This is a genomic window from Acinetobacter haemolyticus, assembly GCF_900406815.1.
Taxonomy (GTDB): domain Bacteria; phylum Pseudomonadota; class Gammaproteobacteria; order Pseudomonadales; family Moraxellaceae; genus Acinetobacter; species Acinetobacter haemolyticus_A.
The window spans coordinates 264,320-281,722 of sequence record NZ_OVCN01000001.1 but is presented as its reverse complement, the minus strand read 5'-3'; the positions used below and the strand labels follow the sequence as shown (position 1 = coordinate 281,722).

The 17,403-nt window shown below is 40.9% G+C and carries 17 protein-coding genes; 5 read left to right on the top strand and 12 right to left on the bottom strand.

Annotated elements, in window-relative coordinates; all coding sequences use genetic code 11:
- Nucleotides 1-29: 29 nt before the first annotated feature.
- From DK207_RS01290 to DK207_RS01280, 3 genes are all read right to left on the bottom strand, one after another.
- Nucleotides 30-788, bottom strand: a complete 759-nt coding sequence (locus tag DK207_RS01290; RefSeq protein WP_109439645.1) for an energy transducer TonB — start codon at nucleotides 786-788, stop codon at nucleotides 30-32.
- Nucleotides 789-1,023: 235 nt separating this feature from the next.
- The gene (gene purU / locus DK207_RS01285) at nucleotides 1,024-1,890 is read right to left on the bottom strand and encodes a formyltetrahydrofolate deformylase (protein WP_109439644.1); all 867 of its coding nucleotides are present in this window, start codon (nucleotides 1,888-1,890) and stop codon (nucleotides 1,024-1,026) included.
- Between the two features lie 83 nt (nucleotides 1,891-1,973).
- Nucleotides 1,974-2,678, bottom strand: a complete 705-nt coding sequence (locus tag DK207_RS01280; protein ID WP_109439643.1) for a TetR/AcrR family transcriptional regulator — start codon at nucleotides 2,676-2,678, stop codon at nucleotides 1,974-1,976.
- A gap of 122 nt (nucleotides 2,679-2,800) precedes the next feature.
- Here DK207_RS01280 and DK207_RS01275 point away from each other — a divergent pair, with 122 nt between their 5' ends.
- The 4 genes from DK207_RS01275 to DK207_RS01260 all read left to right on the top strand — a co-directional run bounded on the left by DK207_RS01275 (nucleotide 2,801) and on the right by DK207_RS01260 (nucleotide 6,790).
- Nucleotides 2,801-4,255 (top strand): coniferyl aldehyde dehydrogenase, encoded by a 1,455-nt coding sequence (locus DK207_RS01275; RefSeq protein ID WP_109439642.1) that lies wholly within the window; start codon nucleotides 2,801-2,803, stop codon nucleotides 4,253-4,255.
- A gap of 168 nt (nucleotides 4,256-4,423) precedes the next feature.
- Complete coding sequence (rpmB, locus tag DK207_RS01270; protein ID WP_004649871.1) at nucleotides 4,424-4,660, top strand: 50S ribosomal protein L28; 237 nt, start codon at nucleotides 4,424-4,426, stop codon at nucleotides 4,658-4,660.
- A 12-nt stretch (nucleotides 4,661-4,672) separates the two neighbouring features.
- The gene (gene rpmG / locus DK207_RS01265; protein ID WP_003654787.1) at nucleotides 4,673-4,828 is read left to right on the top strand and encodes a 50S ribosomal protein L33; all 156 of its coding nucleotides are present in this window, start codon (nucleotides 4,673-4,675) and stop codon (nucleotides 4,826-4,828) included.
- Between the two features lie 246 nt (nucleotides 4,829-5,074).
- Nucleotides 5,075-6,790 carry a cation:proton antiporter gene (locus DK207_RS01260; protein ID WP_109439641.1) on the top strand — a complete coding sequence of 572 codons (1,716 nt, stop codon included), beginning with the start codon at nucleotides 5,075-5,077 and terminating at the stop codon, nucleotides 6,788-6,790.
- A 45-nt stretch (nucleotides 6,791-6,835) separates the two neighbouring features.
- Here DK207_RS01260 and DK207_RS01255 read toward each other — a convergent pair whose 3' ends face one another.
- The 9 genes from DK207_RS01255 to DK207_RS01210 all read right to left on the bottom strand — a co-directional run bounded on the left by DK207_RS01255 (nucleotide 6,836) and on the right by DK207_RS01210 (nucleotide 15,445).
- On the bottom strand, nucleotides 6,836-7,114 hold the full coding sequence (locus tag DK207_RS01255; RefSeq protein WP_109439676.1) for a hypothetical protein: 279 nt from the start codon (nucleotides 7,112-7,114) through the stop codon (nucleotides 6,836-6,838).
- A gap of 113 nt (nucleotides 7,115-7,227) precedes the next feature.
- Nucleotides 7,228-7,731 carry a DUF6586 family protein gene (locus DK207_RS01250; protein ID WP_109439640.1) on the bottom strand — a complete coding sequence of 168 codons (504 nt, stop codon included), beginning with the start codon at nucleotides 7,729-7,731 and terminating at the stop codon, nucleotides 7,228-7,230.
- Nucleotides 7,732-7,849: 118 nt separating this feature from the next.
- Nucleotides 7,850-8,095: an RNA recognition motif domain-containing protein gene (locus tag DK207_RS01245; RefSeq protein ID WP_109439675.1), complete on the bottom strand. Its 246-nt coding sequence runs from the start codon at nucleotides 8,093-8,095 to the stop codon at nucleotides 7,850-7,852.
- A gap of 63 nt (nucleotides 8,096-8,158) precedes the next feature.
- Nucleotides 8,159-10,138 (bottom strand): ATP-dependent helicase, encoded by a 1,980-nt coding sequence (locus DK207_RS01240; protein WP_109439639.1) that lies wholly within the window; start codon nucleotides 10,136-10,138, stop codon nucleotides 8,159-8,161.
- Between the two features lie 116 nt (nucleotides 10,139-10,254).
- Nucleotides 10,255-10,824, bottom strand: a complete 570-nt coding sequence (locus tag DK207_RS01235; protein ID WP_109439638.1) for an HdeD family acid-resistance protein — start codon at nucleotides 10,822-10,824, stop codon at nucleotides 10,255-10,257.
- A gap of 184 nt (nucleotides 10,825-11,008) precedes the next feature.
- The gene (locus tag DK207_RS01225; RefSeq protein WP_109439637.1) at nucleotides 11,009-11,767 is read right to left on the bottom strand and encodes a hypothetical protein; all 759 of its coding nucleotides are present in this window, start codon (nucleotides 11,765-11,767) and stop codon (nucleotides 11,009-11,011) included.
- 88 nt (nucleotides 11,768-11,855) lie between these two features.
- A complete protein-coding gene (gene topA, locus DK207_RS01220; protein WP_109439636.1) occupies nucleotides 11,856-14,495 on the bottom strand; it encodes a type I DNA topoisomerase in 2,640 nt (879 codons plus the stop codon).
- A 33-nt stretch (nucleotides 14,496-14,528) separates the two neighbouring features.
- Nucleotides 14,529-14,978 carry a hypothetical protein gene (locus tag DK207_RS01215; protein WP_109439635.1) on the bottom strand — a complete coding sequence of 150 codons (450 nt, stop codon included), beginning with the start codon at nucleotides 14,976-14,978 and terminating at the stop codon, nucleotides 14,529-14,531.
- A gap of 221 nt (nucleotides 14,979-15,199) precedes the next feature.
- Entirely contained in the window at nucleotides 15,200-15,445 is a 246-nt protein-coding gene (locus DK207_RS01210) for a SlyX family protein (protein ID WP_109439634.1), read from the bottom strand.
- Between the two features lie 32 nt (nucleotides 15,446-15,477).
- On the opposite strand from DK207_RS01210, the gene DK207_RS01205 reads away from it, so the two are divergent.
- Entirely contained in the window at nucleotides 15,478-17,391 is a 1,914-nt protein-coding gene (locus DK207_RS01205; protein ID WP_109439633.1) for an ATP-binding cassette domain-containing protein, read from the top strand.
- Nucleotides 17,392-17,403: the final 12 nt, after the last annotated feature.

The following is a 17,403-nucleotide window of genomic DNA, read 5'->3' as shown; positions in this document are numbered from 1 at the left end:
ATTTAATCTGTCACAAGGACTCAAAATGATTAAGGATTAAGATCTAACGGTTGCTCTGCTCGAATTGGGTAAGCAACACCATTCTCCATATACGGTTTAAACTTTGCACTTTTCACAGCACGGACTACTTTTTCATCCAAAGCAGGTATGCCCGAACTGCGTGTCACACGCACATTGGTTACACGGCCTTTTTCATCCGCTTCAATCATAACTACAATAGTGCGTGCTTGGTTATCTAACTCTTTAGGTGTAACACTAATTCTTGGAGATCGACTCCATTGTACACCTGAACCACCAATCGATACGGTTTTAGGAGACGGATCTGCTGCTGGTTGAGGTTTAGCCACTTCCTGAACGGGTTGCGGTTTCTCAACGACCTTTTCTTTCACGGTGGTGCTCACCACAGTCGTTTCAACCTTAGTTTCAACTTTAGGTTCAGTTTTTTGAATCACTTGCTTTGGTGCTTCAGCCTTAACTTGTTGCACTTTCTCGATTTTCTTAGGTGGAGGTGCCACAGGTTTTTCGACAACCTTAACTTCTTTCACCTCTTTTTTCGGTTCAGGTTTAGGTGTCTCTTTTGGCTTAGGAAGCTCAGCTTTCGGTGGTTCTTTAATCTTAACGAATTTGACTTTAAGCGGCTCTTTTTCGATAGGTTTTAACTCAATCGTTTTGATGTGGCTAACTGCCCACAAGACTCCCACATGTCCAATCACAACTGCGGCTAGAGCAGTGATGATTTTCTTTTTCATCGGGTTTGGTGTATTAAATGAAGCAGGAGATGGACTCATAAGAATCTAAGTACCTATATAGATGGCGTCAGTCTAAAAAACGATTACACACATCGGATAGAACAATTAAAGTGCCGTAATAATAAATGAGAAGTGTTTTCATTTGCAACTGTTTTTTTGTGAATATTCTTCAAATTACTGATAAGCCACACAAAAAAGAAATGTTATAATATAACTTAATCTTGACATAAAAAAAAGTATGCTTAAAAAGCATACCTTTTCAACTTTCTATGACTTATTGAAACACGACCGTTTTGTTGCCATCGACAATTACGCGGTCTTCCAGGTGCCATTTAACTGCACGTGCCAAGACATTGCGTTCAACATCTTCACCCAGCTCACGTAACTGCTCAACATTGTAGTCATGGCTAACACGTTCAACATCCTGTTCAATGATTGGACCTTGATCAAGATCAGCAGTGACATAATGCGCCGTAGCACCAATCAACTTTACCCCTTTCTCATAAGCTTGCTTATAAGGGTTTGCACCAACGAAAGCAGGTAGGAATGAATGATGGATATTGATGATCTTCATTTCCCATTGCGAAACAAAGTCTTCACTCAGAATTTGCATATAACGCGCCAAGATCAATAAATCATTGCCTTGCATCATGTCATTAATCTGTGCATAAGCTTCAGCTTTATTGTCTTTATTCACAGGCACAATATGGAATGGAATCCCGAAGTTTTCAACTGCTTCACGTAAGTCAGGATGGTTTGAAATCACCTGAGTAATTTCACACGGTAATGAGCCACGCGCATGACGCCATAGGAGCTCTAGCAAAGCGTGATCTACCTTAGAAACCAAAATGCCGACTTTCTTTAACTCGCCAACAAAATTTAGTTTCCACTGCATGTCATAACGTTCAGCAACATTTGCAGCAAAGGTTTGCATCAATGCTTCTTTACGAGATTGTAAATGGTCCAACTCAAACTCAACACGCATAAAATAACGTCCGCCTTGAGCTTCTGTTGCGTACTGATCAAGTGCGGTGATGTTTGCTCCCTGATGATACAAAAAGCTCGATACAGCTTGCACAATCCCTGGCTTGTCTTCACAAGTAATCAGTAATCGTGCTGTATGGGCAGTAGTCGTGTTCATGTTGTTAATTCACTTATTCGAATCAAATTAAAAAAATCAAGCCGAGCATTCTAACGCTTTTTTGCGTATGACTAAATAGCTAGTCACAGATGATCCTCATCATTTTTAAGATTCGATAAGCTAGCAAATAGTTCTGAAGGTCCAAGCGACTGTAATAGTTGCTCATAAGTTTGACGACTTTCGCCCATTAAATACGGACCTTCCAAGAACACCATTTGTCGCAATGCTTGCCAAACCCACTTTTCTTCCAAGCGATTGTTGTCACTGATATGACCCGACATATATAAGAAGTTGGTCCAGTTGGTCAGTACAATCCATAAGTTAATGATCAACGCCTCAATTTCTGAGTCGGTCATTTTCATTAACCCTGCATCCACAAAGGCACGATAAATTTTTTGCCCTTGCTGCATGACCTGCCCTGCAAAGCGAGGATAAATTCTTCTAAAGTCTTCATTATTTTCAACAAGATGATAAACATCACGATGAATAAAACGATAAGCCCAAAGCTGATTACTTAATACCTGAAAATAGCTAATTTTGTCATTCGCATTGAGTGGACGATCATCGGGTAACGCCAACATTTCCAAAGTTTCAGCCTGATATTGCAATGCTAATTCTTTGATAATTTCCTGTTTGTTACGAAAATGATAATACAAGTTGCCTGGGCTAATGCCGAGTTCAGCTGCAATGTGATTGGTTGTGACTGAACGCTCACCACGCTCATTAAATAATTGCAAACTAATTTGCAAAATTCTGTCTTTGGTTTTGTTTGGTTTAGCATGCGACATTCAATTCAACCATCTATAACATTATCAATAGGTTATAAAACAAGCCCACAAAAGCGACTTGACACTTTAGAGTATTTACTCTAAAAATTAAAAAGTAATAAGATTTCCTTTGGTCTACTCCTATGAACAGTCAAACAAAAACAACCGCAATGACACCTCATGTTGACGTACAACGATTACATGATCTGCTTGAGCAACAAAAAGTAGCTTACCAACGCCATCCTGTTCCAAGCGCAAAAGAACGAATTGAACGCTTGGCTCGATTAAAAAACATCTTGGTAAAATATCAAGATCAATTTGCTGATGCAATTAGTCAAGATTATGGCAATCGTGCCATTATGGAAACCAAAATTGGTGAAGTACTAACGTGTTTAGAACATATTAAATACTATAGCAAGAACTTAACCGAGTGGATGAAGCCCTCTAAACGCCATATCAGCATGTTACATCAACCTGCAAAAGGTTGGGTACAATATCAACCACTCGGCGTCATTGGGATCATTGCACCATGGAACTACCCACTATTGCTTTCGGTTGGGCCATTAATCTGTGCTCTGGCTGCGGGCAACCATGCCATGATCAAGATCTCTAGTGCATCATCTCGTTTTGGATATGTGCTTGAAAATGCGCTTTCAGAAGCTTTCCCTCAAGAACTGGTCGCAGTTGTGAACGGCGGTGGTAAAATTTCTGACGCATTTAGCCATTTACCATTCGACAAAATGATTTTCACTGGTTCAACCTCTGTAGGTAAAACAGTGATGGCTGCTGCTTCTCAAAATCTCGTACCCGTGATTTTAGAACTCGGTGGTAAATCACCTGCACTTGTGCATTCTTCGATGAATATTCGCGATGTGGCACAACGTGTCGCTGTGGGTAAACTTTGGAATGCAGGACAAACATGTGTAGCACCTGATTACATGTTCCTTCCTAAAGGAAAAACTCAAGAGTTCACGAAGCATTACCAAGACTTTGTGAATAGCATGTATCCCACCCTTGCTGAGAACAAAGACTTCACCTCGATTGTGAATGATAAACAATACAATCGATTACAAGGTTATCTTGAGGATGCCCAGAAGCAAGGTGCCACCATTGTTGAATTAAATAGTCACAATGAATCTCTAACTGAGGCACGTAAAATTGCACCGACATTAGTCACAGGCGTAACAAACGACATGGAAATCATGAAGAATGAGATCTTCGGTCCAATTCTTCCGATTTTAGAATATGAGAAAATTGAAGAAGCACTTCAATTCATTAATAGCCGCCCTCGTCCACTCGCATTCTACTATTTTGATGTCGATAGCGCTCGTGCTGAATATATTGCAGGACGTACTCATTCTGGGCATTTCGGGATTAATCAAGTCTTAACTCATGTGGCTCAGGATGATCTACCATTTGGTGGTGTTGGCGCTTCAGGTATGGGTAAATATCATGGTAAAGAAGGCTTCTTTAGCTTCTCTCATGAACGCTCAATGATGTCAAATCCAGTCAGCCCTAAACTTTATAGTCTGAAATTTATTTTACCGCCGTACAATAAAGCAGCACACAAACTGCTTTTGAAAACACTATTCCGTTAAGATGATCAAGGCATGATCTATCACACTAGATCATGCTGTGTTTTTACCAAATTCGCTTGTCTTTTAATCGTATTTTTGGTATAAAACGCCCCTTGAATGATTTCATCCGTTTACTTGAATGGCTAGTTGCACGAAATTGTGCTGTATAAACTAGCAATGGAGTTCACCATGTCTAAGGTTTGCCAAGTTACCGGCAAGCGTCCTATCGTTGGTAACAACGTATCGCACGCAAACAACAAAACCAAACGCCGGTTCGAGCCGAACCTGCACCACCACCGTTTTTGGTTAGAAAGCGAAAAGCGTTTTGTACGTCTTCGTTTAACCACTAAAGGTATGCGTATTATTGATAAATTGGGTATCGAGAAAGTTGTTGCTGATCTCCGTGCTCAAGGTCAAAAGATCTAAGGAGTCTGAACAATGCGTGATAAGATTCGCCTCGTTTCTACAGCTGGTACAGGTTATTTCTATACCACTACTAAAAACAAACGTACTATGCCGGAAAAAATGGAAATCAAAAAATTTGATCCAAAAATCCGTCAACACGTAATCTTCAAAGAAGCTAAAATTAAATAATTTTAGTTCTTAAAAAAAGACGACTTCTATTGAAGTCGTTTTTTTTTGCCTGAGTATCTCTGTTTTTATTATTATGAGACTTTGAATACTGCCCAAAGTGAGCGAAGATTTACATAATTATTTTTGATAATTAAAGAAATCAACATCAACAAATCCGATTTTACTTGTTACAATTTATTCAGAATTTTCTTGGCATGTTTTATGCTCATTTATTTATACCTTAACCGCAATGATTAAGGAGCAACAATGCCACATGACGTTGGTTTAATTATATTACTTGCTGCTGGTTTTGGTTTGGCGCTGGTTTTTGGCTTTATCGCAGCACGTTTACGCTTACCTCCTTTAATTGGTTATCTTATTGCCGGGATTATTATTAGCCCGAACACCCCTGGCTTTGTTGGCGATATGAAACTCGCAAATCAACTCGCCGAACTCGGGGTGATGTTTCTCATGTTCGGCGTGGGAATGCATTTTTCAATCAATGATTTATTACAAGTTCGCCGCATTGCCTTACCTGGTGCTATCTTACAGATCACTGTAGCCACCCTACTTGGTATGGGTGTTTCCATGTACTGGGGTTGGGACTTTGGGGCTGCACTCATTTTTGGCCTCAGTTTATCCTGTGCAAGTACCGTCGTTCTACTTAAAGCCTTAGGAGATCGAGGGTTACTCGACTCGGTCAACGGTAAAATTGCCGTGGGTTGGCTATTGGTCGAAGATCTGGTTATGGTTTTAGCCTTGGTACTTCTACCAGCTATTGCTGTATTACTTGGTGGGCAAGCACTGCATGGTACAGATCCTGAACAAAGTATTTGGGTCACGATTGGCTTGACGCTTTTAAAAGTAACAGGCTTTATTGCCTTTATGTTGATCGTTGGTAAGCGCGTTGTACCAATGATCATGCAATTCGTTGCTCGTCTTGGCTCACGTGAGTTATTTACCCTAACGGTTGTGGCTGCCGCAGTTTCGATTGCATATGGCTCATACGCGGTATTTGGCGTCTCAATGGCACTGGGTGCTTTCTTTGCGGGTATGGTGGTCAAAGAGTCTGACTTTAGCCATCGTGCTGAAGAGGAAACGCTTCCTCTCCGTGAAATCTTTGCCATTTTATTCTTCGTTTCGGTCGGCATGTTATTCGACCCAAGCATCTTACTTAAAGAACCTCATCATATTCTCGCAATTGTTGCGATCATTATGATTGGTAAAACGCTTGCAGCGATTGCTCTGGTTTTGTTTTTCCGCTATCCCCTCAATACTGCGTTAACCGTCGGTGCCAGTCTTGCCCAAATTGGCGAATTTTCATTTATTTTAGCCACCATGGGGGTGGCTCTAGGATTACTCACGTTAGAAGCACAAAATCTTATTCTAGCGGGAGCATTGTTCTCGATTACATTAAACTCTTTTGTGTTTTCTGCGATCGAACCGACGCAACGTTGGATTCGTCAGCGTTCGCATTTAGCACGCATGTTAGAGCGCAGCGGTGATCCTCTTGCCATGCTTCCAGATGAAGTAGATCAAGAGTATTTACGTGATCAGGTCGTGATTATCGGCTATGGTGGTGTTGGTCGCCGTATTACTGAAAATCTAATCGCACAAGACATCAAGGTTGTGATTGCAGAAGAAAACCGAGAAATTGTAGAAAAGCTAAGGGCTGAGGGCGTTGCTGCGGTTAGCGGTGAAGCAACCGAGCCAAATGTTTTGATTCAAGCACATATCCACCATGCTCGTTTATTGGTGATCTCACCGATGGATATTTTAGATATTCATCGTATCGTTGATATTTCTAAAAAGCTTAATCCGAAGATTCAAGTGCTCATCTGTGCAGAGAGCAAAGAGGAAGCTGCCGTGATTCGAGAAGAAAATATCGGCGAAGTATTTTATGCCAAAGAAGAAATGGCTAAGAATATGAGCCATCATATTCTCAATCAAATCGAACTTGCCCATCATCCTATTGGACACTAACCCTTAAAACAGCAAAAGCGTACTTGAAGTACGCTTTTGCTTTAATTAGCTGAAATGCTGTGGTTGTTCATCCATTACTTCAGCTTGCCATTGATTCATCTGTTTTTCCAACAGACCAAATAGCGCCGCTTGTATCATATGTTGTGCGACGGTAGGCGTTTGATCACCGAGAATTTGTTTCACTTCTTCGCTAAATTGAATTTTTACTAAAGGTTCACTCTCAGAACCCGCATTACGCAAAGCAAGTACACCACCTTCGAGTTGAACTAATTCGAGAACGGCTTCTTGATTACCAAATAATTCTTTTAACTGCTGCATTGACATATAAGTTCTCCATGCTTCAACCATGGTGGCAAAACACATCTGTGCTTTCCTATCTCACGTCTTATTTATATAAGTACGATGTGCATAGATTTCAAGTATCTCACTGCTAGGACTTAAAACTCAACCATTTCATTACGAAAACCATCAATTAAATGACTAAGTTCACGATGCCATTCACGTAAGATTTTTACGTCAGGCAACCATGCTTGAGGGCTTTGCGTGACTTTAATAATTAGATTTGATGAGGTCTCATTTTCAGGTTCAGGTGCAGTCGGCTCAGGTGCATATTGGCACATACGGTAAGCTCGCTTTAACTCAGCAATAAAACCATCCTTTGCTAATTGTTGTAAAACAACAACTTCAGGTGAGACTTGCCCCTTATCCGCCATATGCTCTTCAATCGATTTGAAGGTGGGTTGTAAATCATTGAGACGATAATAACGTACCAATTCTTGTAAAAATGCTAAAATCGCACCGTGTAAGTGAAATACGGCAGCTTCACGATACGCTTGCACTTGTTGAATATGCTCGGTTTGTTCTGCTTGTTGACATGCGAGTCGAGCAAAATACAGTTTTTGATTGGTGCGATCAGCATGGTAACGCGCAACACGAGACATAGATAAATCCCTATTTCAAATAATTTAAAGCATGACCGATTGTAAAACGAAATAAGTGAGAAACAAATAGCCAAGATTACATCAAATAAATGCGACGAGGTGATTCCTTGCACACAGTTTAAGCTTGATCATCCGCTGCTTTAACGCGAATACCAACGCCTTTCAAGCGTAAAGTATTCAACCCTTTAATCGCTTTGATTGCTTCACGTGGATTTGGCATTTCCACAAAACCAAAACCTTTTGATTTTCCAGTTTCAGCATCTTTGACAACGACACAAGACTCAACTTTTCCATAAGCTTTGAATAAATCAAGGAGTTCTACATCCGTGACAGAACGATCTAAATTACGTACTAAAATTTTCATGCTAAAACCTAAAAGACGATTCATCGTTAATTCAATGAATCAAAAGAAATGAATGACTCTAGTTTAATCGAGATCAATACCAAAACCTAAACTTATTGCTGAGTTACGCTGCCAATTAGTTTTATTAAATGAAGATGGAACTTGACGATGAATCTGCACATCCACTAAATGTTGAGGTAAATCATTTAGAAAGTAGCTTTCTATCTTTCGCCCTAACTCATCATATTGATCCTGTGACCACAGATTTAGATTCTGTTTGGTCAAAATCAATTCATTTTCCGCACGCGTCAAGGCCACATACAATACACGTCGTTCTTCTTCAACATCGTCAAAATCACCTTGTGCTCTGGCATGTGGATATTGATTAGGCGACACATGTGGAACGTAACAGACTTTTTGCTCAGTTCCTTTCGCCGAGTGGATTGTAATCAGTGTCACCAGATCTTGATCGGGTGTCTTATCTATTTCCGAAACCGAAATTGGATCAAGTACATACTCTTCTAAAAACTCCCCGAGAGAGCTATGTTTGCGTGCTAATTGCTTCACTAAATCAAAATCTTTGACACGACGTGACCAATCTTTAGTTTTGTAGTTATTCTCCAATTGTTCATTGAGCGCATCAAGCGCCAAACCAATACATGCTTCGACATGTTGCTGTAACACATCCAATTGCATCAAGATCAAAATCGCTTGTTGTGGAACTTTTCCATGGCGTTCTAAACGCTGACAGCGAGACTCAATATCAGGAAACTGAATCAACTCTTGGGCTAATTTACTCGCTCCCACATCCCCAACCCCATCCCATAAAGTCAAAAAGCGCATCCAAGCCAAATCATCCTGCGGATTGACACTGACCCGAAGCAGGCTCAGCACATCTTTAACGTGTGCAGATTCAAGTAGTTTAACCCCACCAATAAAACGATAAGGAATATTCGCCGCAATCAATGCCCCTTCTAAATAACGCCCGCTAAATCCTGAGCGCAATAAAACCATATGTTCTGCCCATGCAGCGCCTTGTAGATGACGTTGATTTAAATCTTGAATAATCCAGTTTGCCTCTTCAAATTCATTACTCAAAATATGAAGTTGTGGTTTTAAGCCTTGCCCCCGATAAGCTTTCAAATGTTTATCGTATTCGATCTGACTTTGATCAAGTAACCAATTAGATAAATCTAAAATACCTTGCGTCGAACGATAATTCATTTGCAAAGTCAGCACTTCAGCATCAGGCACACGCTCTTTAAAGTGATGAATATTTTCAAAGTCCGCACCACGAAAACCATAAATAGATTGTGCATCATCCCCTACACAAAATAATTTTACTTTACCTACTAAAGGCTCTAATAAAGCCCATTGCAAAGGGTTGGTGTCTTGCATCTCATCGACCAAGAGTGCTGAGCAGAAACCTGTTACCCACTTCACCAATTCAGGCGAGTGCTGCAAATGGACCGCCACAATCGCCAAAATATCATCATAATCGAGAAAATTTCGCTCTTGTTTACGTTGCTCATAGGCTTTCATGAGTTCAGTAATTTGTGATTTATATTCGACGGCTTGTGGTAACTGCTCGAGCAAAGCATCAGACAATTTGGTTTTCGTATTTCGTGCATATGAGTACAAATCACATAGTTCAGCCGCTTTGGGTAACACATTCCCTTTATCTTTACCACGCAATAAGCGAAACATCAGCAATTGATCATCGCGATCAATAATACTAAATTGCGTTAAACCAAATGCGCGCGGATTACGGCGCAACAAATACATACAAAAAGTATGGAATGTCGAAGCCCGTAAGCCTTTGGCTTGTGCCCCCATATGTTGTTCAACACGCGTCACAATTTCACTTGCAGCACGACGCGTAAAGGTAAGAATCTGAATCTGTTGGGCAGGTAAACCTTGATCAATTAGATACGCTGCTCTTGCCACGATAGTTTTAGTCTTGCCACAACCTGCGCCAGCCAAGACCAAACAATTTTGGGCAACTGTTGTTGCAGCATGTTGCTGTTGCGGATTTAATTCATCAATTAGCTTGGCAAGCGTCATAAAAATGGTCAATTAAAAATGAATCACTATTTTAGCAGACTAAAATGCTTCAATCCTTGTTACGGCATAACAAAAAAGCAAAGCGCATGCTCCTAATTTGAGAATGATCACTGAGATTAAACAGTAGTTGAACTATGTGGTAATTGTTTAATCGCATTTGCAAAAGTGAGATAATTAATTCCTTGGAATAGGATATCAATCGCAAGAAACATACCTAATACCCAAAAAGGTGATCCTGGCAAGGATAAAATCAAAATACCAGTCAATAACGTTAACAAACCAGAAAATAAGATCCACCCCCAACCTGAAAGCGGTTTGAGGATAAATGCATTAATTAAACGAATCATCCCAGCAATAATTAAAGCAATCGCCAACAAACTTGTTAACACAACCGCTGTAATGACGGGCGTCGTAAAAGCAAAATAACCCGCGATTAAATACAATATGCCAAATAATGCCCATAACCATCGGGTTCCACCCTTAAATGCTATAAATGCAGCACCCAAATGCATGACACCGCTCAACATCATCAAGATACCGAATAAAAGTACAGCAGAAAGAGTTGCAAAAGGTAAAGCAGCTAAAAGAATTAAGCCAAAAACAACCAGTAAAACACCCAACAATAAATACCATTTACGATCAGCGTGCAGCTGATTACGGACCAAATCATTACCCACTGTTTTCATATTTATTTACTCTTTTATCATCAATGTTATATCTTTATATTGAGCAAGTTTTTCATCAAACTCTGTATAAGGCATGTTGATAATTAATGACGGAATGTCAGAAAAAAGCGGGCTTTTATTGCATCATTTTTCTTTAGGTAAAGATGACGCAAAACGTATGGATAAGTCGGAACTTATCCACAATTTATTTGGTCCAACCAATTTCTTGTGCAGTAAGCGCACTGATGATCGTTTGCTCCAAGCCATTAGGCATTTTACTTTTATGTTGTGACAGCGGGATTCGACCGCCCATAATTTCGGCTTGTATTTGTGGATACAATGGCTGTTGCTCTGGTTGGGCATACCCGATTGGGAAAAGTGGCTCTCCAGTCGCTAGATTGTATTTATCAGTTGCGCCAAATCCATGAAGTAATTCGTGCATAATGACCACGTTATTTTGTGCGACTTGTCTATCCGAGGCAAATAAGTTTACCGAACCAATCCGTCCCCGTTCTAATGCAGTTGAATATTTCAATTCATTGTATTGTTTAGGATCGTGAAAATTTAAATACAACGTTAAAGCGGGTGAGCCATCAATGGTTTGATGCTGTTTCCATGCATAAAAACGAAATTTCAAACTCCATAAAATATTATTGAGAAGGCTTGGTTGTGCTGGCATTTGAGGTGGCTTTTGACTCAATTGACGACCGATCTGAAGGATAAAATAACTACTTTGCCCCCGATAATTTTGACTATTTCGTTCCAAATACTCCTTCACCTCAGCAAAATCATGCATCTGCAATTGTTCAATATATTGCTGCGTAGTGACCATCCCATCCGCATTAATCGGATGAAAAAGAAGTATGATTGGCTGATTCCAGTCTTGATTTTGATCGCGGTAAGCATTAACCGCTACTATCAACAACACTATGAGTAAACAAGCGACTCGAATATTTTTCCACATATCCTTCCCTCCCCAATTAAATCTTAACTGTTTTTATTTTTGCTATAAAAAATGCTAGCGATTGCTAGCATTTTGATGATCTCGGCTTTTAACCCTCAACCCACTTTCCATCTTGGAACACCAGACTCCACTTGGTCTGCTTACCTTCCAAAGTTTCAGAACCGACATATTGTACTTGATTCTTACGACTAAACTTCACGACGGTCGGATTTCCTTCAGGATCTACATCTGGTGCTTGTAATAAGAATTGATATTTAGCATCCAATTGATCTGCAACGCTTCGTAATTCTGCAACTTTTGGTGCACGCGTCTCACGAATTTTCGGAAATTTACTTGCTGCCAAGAATAGACCTGCAGCACCATCACGTAGCACGAAGAAGTCATCATGTTTGGTTGAGCGTAAATGCTCCATTTTGATCGGATCTACACGCGGTGGCGCAGGTTGTCCGCTCTTCAGCACCTTACGAGTGTTGTCACAACTTGTACATGCGAAATAAGGACCAAAACGCCCTGTTTTAAGCTGCATTTCGCCATCACATTTATCACAAGGAATGGTTGGACCATCATAGCCCTTGATCTTAAATTGACCTTCTTCCAGCTCATAGCCATCACAATCCGGGTTATTACCACAGACATGAAGCTTACGTCCACCATCAATCACATAGCTGTCCATCGCTGTGCCACATTTCGGACAACGATGTTTAGACATGAGATCCGCTGTTTCCGCAGCATCATCATCTGACAGCGCTGCTAAAGACTCAACAGGGGTTAAATTCAATGTTCCCTTACAACGCTCTTTTGGCGGCAAGTTATAACCCGAACATCCTAAGAATACACCCGTTGTTCCTGTACGAACTTGCATTGGACGAGAACATTCAGGGCAAGCAACATCAGCAACTTCAACTGGCTGATTACGGCGCATACCGTTTTCGCCTTGCGCATTGGTCAAACGCTTTTTAAAGTCACCATAGAATGTATCTAGTAGTTCCTTCCAATTCCGCTCACCTACTGCAACACGGTCTAGCTGGCCTTCCAAATCAGCGGTAAATGCATAATTCATCAGGTTATTAAAGCTTTCGTCAAGACGATCAGTAACGATCTCACCCATCTTTTCAGCAAAGAGACGACGATTTTCTAGCTTCACATAACCACGATCTTGAATGGTTGAAATGATCGCAGCATAGGTTGATGGACGACCAATACCTTTTTTCTCTAATTCTTTAACCAGTGATGCTTCAGTAAAGCGTGCAGGTGGCTTGGTAAAGTGCTGGCTTGGATCAAGCTTTTCTAGTTTAAGTACTTCACCCACTTTAACTGCTGGCAGTAGTACGTCATCGTCTGATTTGTTTGCACCACGAACTTTGGTAAATCCATCAAATACTAACGTACGGCCTTTGGCTTTGAGTTCAACATCAGCCGCCTGAACCGTTAAGGTCGAAGATAAATACTCTGCTGGCGTCATCTGACAAGCCACAAATTGACGCCAGATTAAATCATATAAACGCTGTGCGTCACGTTCGACCCCTGCAAGCTTGTCTCCTGTCAAACCAACATCAGATGGACGGATTGCTTCATGGGCTTCTTGTGCACCTGCTTTGTTGCCATAACGATTTGGCTTAGCAGGCACATATTTTTCACCAAAGTTTTGTTGAATATGATTACGTACCATATTCACGGCGTCATCGCTCAAGAACGTTGAATCGGTACGCATATAGGTAATAAAACCACCTTCATACAAACGTTGCGCCAGCATCATGGTTTTCTTTACCGAGAAACCTAAACGTGTACTTGCTGCTTGTTGTAAGGTTGAGGTGATATATGGCGCGCTTGGATTAACCTTGGTCGGTTTATCTTCGCGTAATGCGACTTTATACTCAGCATCTTTTAATACACTTAACAGTGCATCTGTTTCAGCTTTATTCTTGAGTTTAAGCGTTTTACCCGCTTGCCTAACTGCTTCTAAACGAATGTCGTCTTTTTTAGACAGCGTATCTGCAAAAACTTGCCAATATTCTTCTGGAATAAAAGCACGAATTTCGCGTTCACGCTCTACCACTAATTTTACCGCAACAGATTGAACTCGACCTGCTGATAAACCACGGGCAATCTTTTCCCACAGCAACGGCGAGACCATAAAACCAACAACACGGTCAAGGAATCGACGAGCTTGCTGGGCATTGACACGATTTAAATCAAGACGAGTTGGCTGTTTAAATGCTTCTTGAATTGCATTTTTGGTAATTTCGTTAAAAACCACACGATGATAACGACTATCATCACCGCCAATCACTTCTCTTAAATGCCAAGCAATCGCTTCTCCTTCTCTATCCAAATCCGTTGCGAGATAGATTGCATCAGCATCTTTAGCAAGTTTTTTAAGTTCGGCAACGACATGTTCTTTGCCTGGAAGCACTTCATAGTGCGCCACCCAATCATGTTCTGGATCGACACCCATACGATTGATTAATGCAGACTGTGCTTTCTCCGCTTTTTGTTCTTCGGTTAATTTAACACGCGTTGCAGGCTTCTTTTCGGTGGATTTTGCCCCACCTCCTGTCGGTAAATCACGCACATGACCTACGGACGACTTCACCACATATTGTGAGCCTAAATATTTATTAATTGTTTTCGCTTTTGCAGGCGACTCCACAATCACTAAGGCACGTTTCTTTGCAGCAGATGCTGAAGCTGCTGTGCTTTCTGAAGCAGAGCGTGGAGTATTCGCCATAATAAATCGTTTTTCCTGTCATTAATCAGATAATTAGCGTTGAGCTAATTGGTATAAATAAGCTTTCATTTCATCAAGCTGTGTGGCTTTTAAATCAATTTCTTCATTCCAATACAACCCGACACAGTTTGCCTGCATATCAATAGCATAAACTCCTTTTAATGCAATGGTTAAATCATTAAATTTCTGATCACCTTGCACCACCTGAAGCTTGCCATCAACAACTCTTGCTCGCATAAGTGCTAAACGTGCATCTGGAATCAATACACTATAATAGGCCACCATGCTGGCACGTTTTTCGGTTGCCATTGGAATTTTTGTCCACTCTGGAGCAACAATAATACGAGGATGCAATCCCATTTTTCGAGCTTGATCACGCATTGATCCCAACGCTTTTTCTCGCGGGCTCACACGTAAACCAAAAATAGAGCCAAGTACAAAGAGTACAATCGCGACTGTGATCCAAATTCCAACATTACTCATTTAAGATGCCCAAAACTTTCTTTTATTAGCGTTACATAAGTTGAATCAAAAACGCAAGTTTTCCGTACTGCTAACATTTAGAATATTAATTTAAAATTCAAAACCTAATCTAAAGCCATGCGCTAAGATTACTATTCTAAAGTTTAAAACATTATTTATATCTAAGATATACAATCACTCTTTTACTTATCTTGAACATTAAATTTTGATTTGCAAAGGTATTAATAATGCGGTGGTTTATTACTCATCGGATCAAAAGGTGCGATACCTTCAGACAAATCAGATGCCTCCACACGTTGATACAGAATTTGCATCTGTTTCTTTAAAACTGCAATTTCTTGTGTCTGAATTGCGAGCTGTTGATTGAGTTGTTCAACTAATTCGTCTAAAAATGCAATTCGGACTTGCAAATCTTCAATGGGTGCGGACAATGACGCGTGATCATCAAAATTTTGTTGTTTAGTCATTTCAGACCTCATCTGAGCTTTTAGGAAACATTATGGCCTATATTACTTTAAGGGATGTCCATCTCGCATTTGGCGGACCAGCCCTACTCGACGGCGCGAACTTTAACCTAGAACGGGGTGAGCGTGTCTGTCTAATCGGTCGTAATGGTGAAGGTAAGTCTACTTTACTTAAACTCATTGAGGGAAGTTTATTGCCTGATGGGGGCGAAGTTTCGATCCAAAATGGCTTAACTGTTTCAATGTTAGCCCAAGATGTACCCATGGATTCAGGTAAAGTGGCTGACATCGTTGCCGATGGTGCAGGTGAAGCAGCCACTGTATTAAAAGAATACCATGAGGCAAGTGATGCCTGTGTACTGGGTGATATGGATGCTTGTGACCGTATGGGCATGCTCCAGCATAAACTCGATCAGTTAGATGGCTGGGCTTTAGAAAATAAAGTAAATACCATTTTAGGTAAAATGGGACTCGACCCAAACGCAGATTTAGCTGATTTGTCAGGTGGACGTAAACGTCGTGTGCTACTCGCGCGTGCGCTGCTGACTCAACCAGATGTATTATTACTCGACGAACCAACCAACCATTTGGATGTGGAAAGTATTGAATGGTTAGAAAAATTTTTACTCGATCAAAATAATTTAACCCTGCTATTCATCTCCCATGACCGTTCATTTGTAGACAGTATTGCGACCCGCATTGTGGAACTTGATCGAGGGGTTCTCCGCAGTTACGAAGGTAACTATTCACGCTACCTTGATCTCAAAGCACAACAAATGGAAGCTGAAGAAAAGCAAAATGCGTTATTTGACAAAAAGCTTGCTGAAGAAGAAGCGTGGATTCGTCAAGGCATCAAAGCCCGTCGTACCCGTAACGAAGGTCGTGTTCGTGCCTTAAAAGCATTACGTGAAGAGTCCAAAGCACGCCGCTCCCAACAAGGCAAAGTCAGCATGGCGACCCAAGAAGCCAACCGTTCAGGTAAGCTGGTATTTGAGATTGAGCATTTAAGTGTCAGCTATGACAGCAAACCACTGATTAAAGATTTCTCTGCAATCGTGTTACGTGGAGATCGTATTGGCTTGGTCGGTGATAATGGTGTCGGAAAAACCACACTTATTAAAGCAATTTTAGGCCAAATCCAACACGGTGGTTCCGTTAAAACGGGGACACAGCTCGAAGTCGCTTATTTTGATCAATTACGTAATGCACTCGACCTTGAGAAAACCGTTATGGCCAACGTGTCAGAAGGTTCTGACTTTGTCGATGTGAATGGAAACCGTCGACATATCTATAGTTACTTACAGGACTTCTTATTCTCACCAGAACGCGCACGCACACCTGTAAAAGCACTTTCTGGGGGTGAACGTAATCGTATCTTATTGGCAAAACTTCTCCTCAAACCATCAAACTTGATTGTGATGGATGAACCAACCAATGACTTGGATATGGTGACACTTGAGTTGCTTGAAGAAATGTTGTCTGAGTATAAAGGCACCCTGTTATTAATCTCACATGACCGTGCTTTTATGGACAATGTTGTGACCTCAACTTGGGTGTTTGATGGTAAAGGCAACATTGATGAATACATTGGTGGTTATCAAGACTACTTGGAACAACGTCCAGATCAGAAAGTGGTTGATCAAAAAAGTGATGTAAAAAAAGCGCAGGCCAAAGCCGAAGCCGCTGCATTAGCTGCCGCAACCCCATCGCCGAAAAAAGTGAAGTTAAGTTACAAAGATCAACGTGAGCTTGAGCAACTTCCTGCTGAGATTGAAAAATTAGAAGCAGAACAAACTGAACTTTCAGAGAAACTCGCGGATGGCTCATGGTTTGTGAGTGATGCCAATGCAGCGACTCTTGCCAGCCAACGCTTAGCTGAAATTGATGAGTTGTTGCTCGAAAAATTAGAACGTTGGGATGTATTAGAAAATCTCAGCAAAGGTAATTAAACCTTATACGAG

What these genes read in the sequence shown, in the direction of transcription:
- rpmB (WP_004649871.1), top strand. Translation starts at nt 4,424, where the DNA reads ATGTCTAAGGTTTGCCAAGTTACCGGCAAGCGTCCTATCGTTGGTAAC.
- topA (WP_109439636.1), bottom strand. Translation starts at nt 14,495, where the DNA reads ATGGCGAATACTCCACGCTCTGCTTCAGAAAGCACAGCAGCTTCAGCA.
- DK207_RS01245 (WP_109439675.1), bottom strand. Translation starts at nt 8,095, where the DNA reads ATGAAAATTTTAGTACGTAATTTAGATCGTTCTGTCACGGATGTAGAA.
- DK207_RS01255 (WP_109439676.1), bottom strand. Translation starts at nt 7,114, where the DNA reads ATGTCAATGCAGCAGTTAAAAGAATTATTTGGTAATCAAGAAGCCGTT.
- DK207_RS01240 (WP_109439639.1), bottom strand. Translation starts at nt 10,138, where the DNA reads ATGACGCTTGCCAAGCTAATTGATGAATTAAATCCGCAACAGCAACAT.
- DK207_RS01205 (WP_109439633.1), top strand. Translation starts at nt 15,478, where the DNA reads ATGGCCTATATTACTTTAAGGGATGTCCATCTCGCATTTGGCGGACCA.
- rpmG (WP_003654787.1), top strand. Translation starts at nt 4,673, where the DNA reads ATGCGTGATAAGATTCGCCTCGTTTCTACAGCTGGTACAGGTTATTTC.
- purU (WP_109439644.1), bottom strand. Translation starts at nt 1,890, where the DNA reads ATGAACACGACTACTGCCCATACAGCACGATTACTGATTACTTGTGAA.
- DK207_RS01260 (WP_109439641.1), top strand. Translation starts at nt 5,075, where the DNA reads ATGCCACATGACGTTGGTTTAATTATATTACTTGCTGCTGGTTTTGGT.
- DK207_RS01210 (WP_109439634.1), bottom strand. Translation starts at nt 15,445, where the DNA reads ATGACTAAACAACAAAATTTTGATGATCACGCGTCATTGTCCGCACCC.
- DK207_RS01250 (WP_109439640.1), bottom strand. Translation starts at nt 7,731, where the DNA reads ATGTCTCGTGTTGCGCGTTACCATGCTGATCGCACCAATCAAAAACTG.
- DK207_RS01275 (WP_109439642.1), top strand. Translation starts at nt 2,801, where the DNA reads ATGAACAGTCAAACAAAAACAACCGCAATGACACCTCATGTTGACGTA.
- DK207_RS01290 (WP_109439645.1), bottom strand. Translation starts at nt 788, where the DNA reads ATGAGTCCATCTCCTGCTTCATTTAATACACCAAACCCGATGAAAAAG.
- DK207_RS01280 (WP_109439643.1), bottom strand. Translation starts at nt 2,678, where the DNA reads ATGTCGCATGCTAAACCAAACAAAACCAAAGACAGAATTTTGCAAATT.
- DK207_RS01215 (WP_109439635.1), bottom strand. Translation starts at nt 14,978, where the DNA reads ATGAGTAATGTTGGAATTTGGATCACAGTCGCGATTGTACTCTTTGTA.
- DK207_RS01225 (WP_109439637.1), bottom strand. Translation starts at nt 11,767, where the DNA reads ATGTGGAAAAATATTCGAGTCGCTTGTTTACTCATAGTGTTGTTGATA.
- DK207_RS01235 (WP_109439638.1), bottom strand. Translation starts at nt 10,824, where the DNA reads ATGAAAACAGTGGGTAATGATTTGGTCCGTAATCAGCTGCACGCTGAT.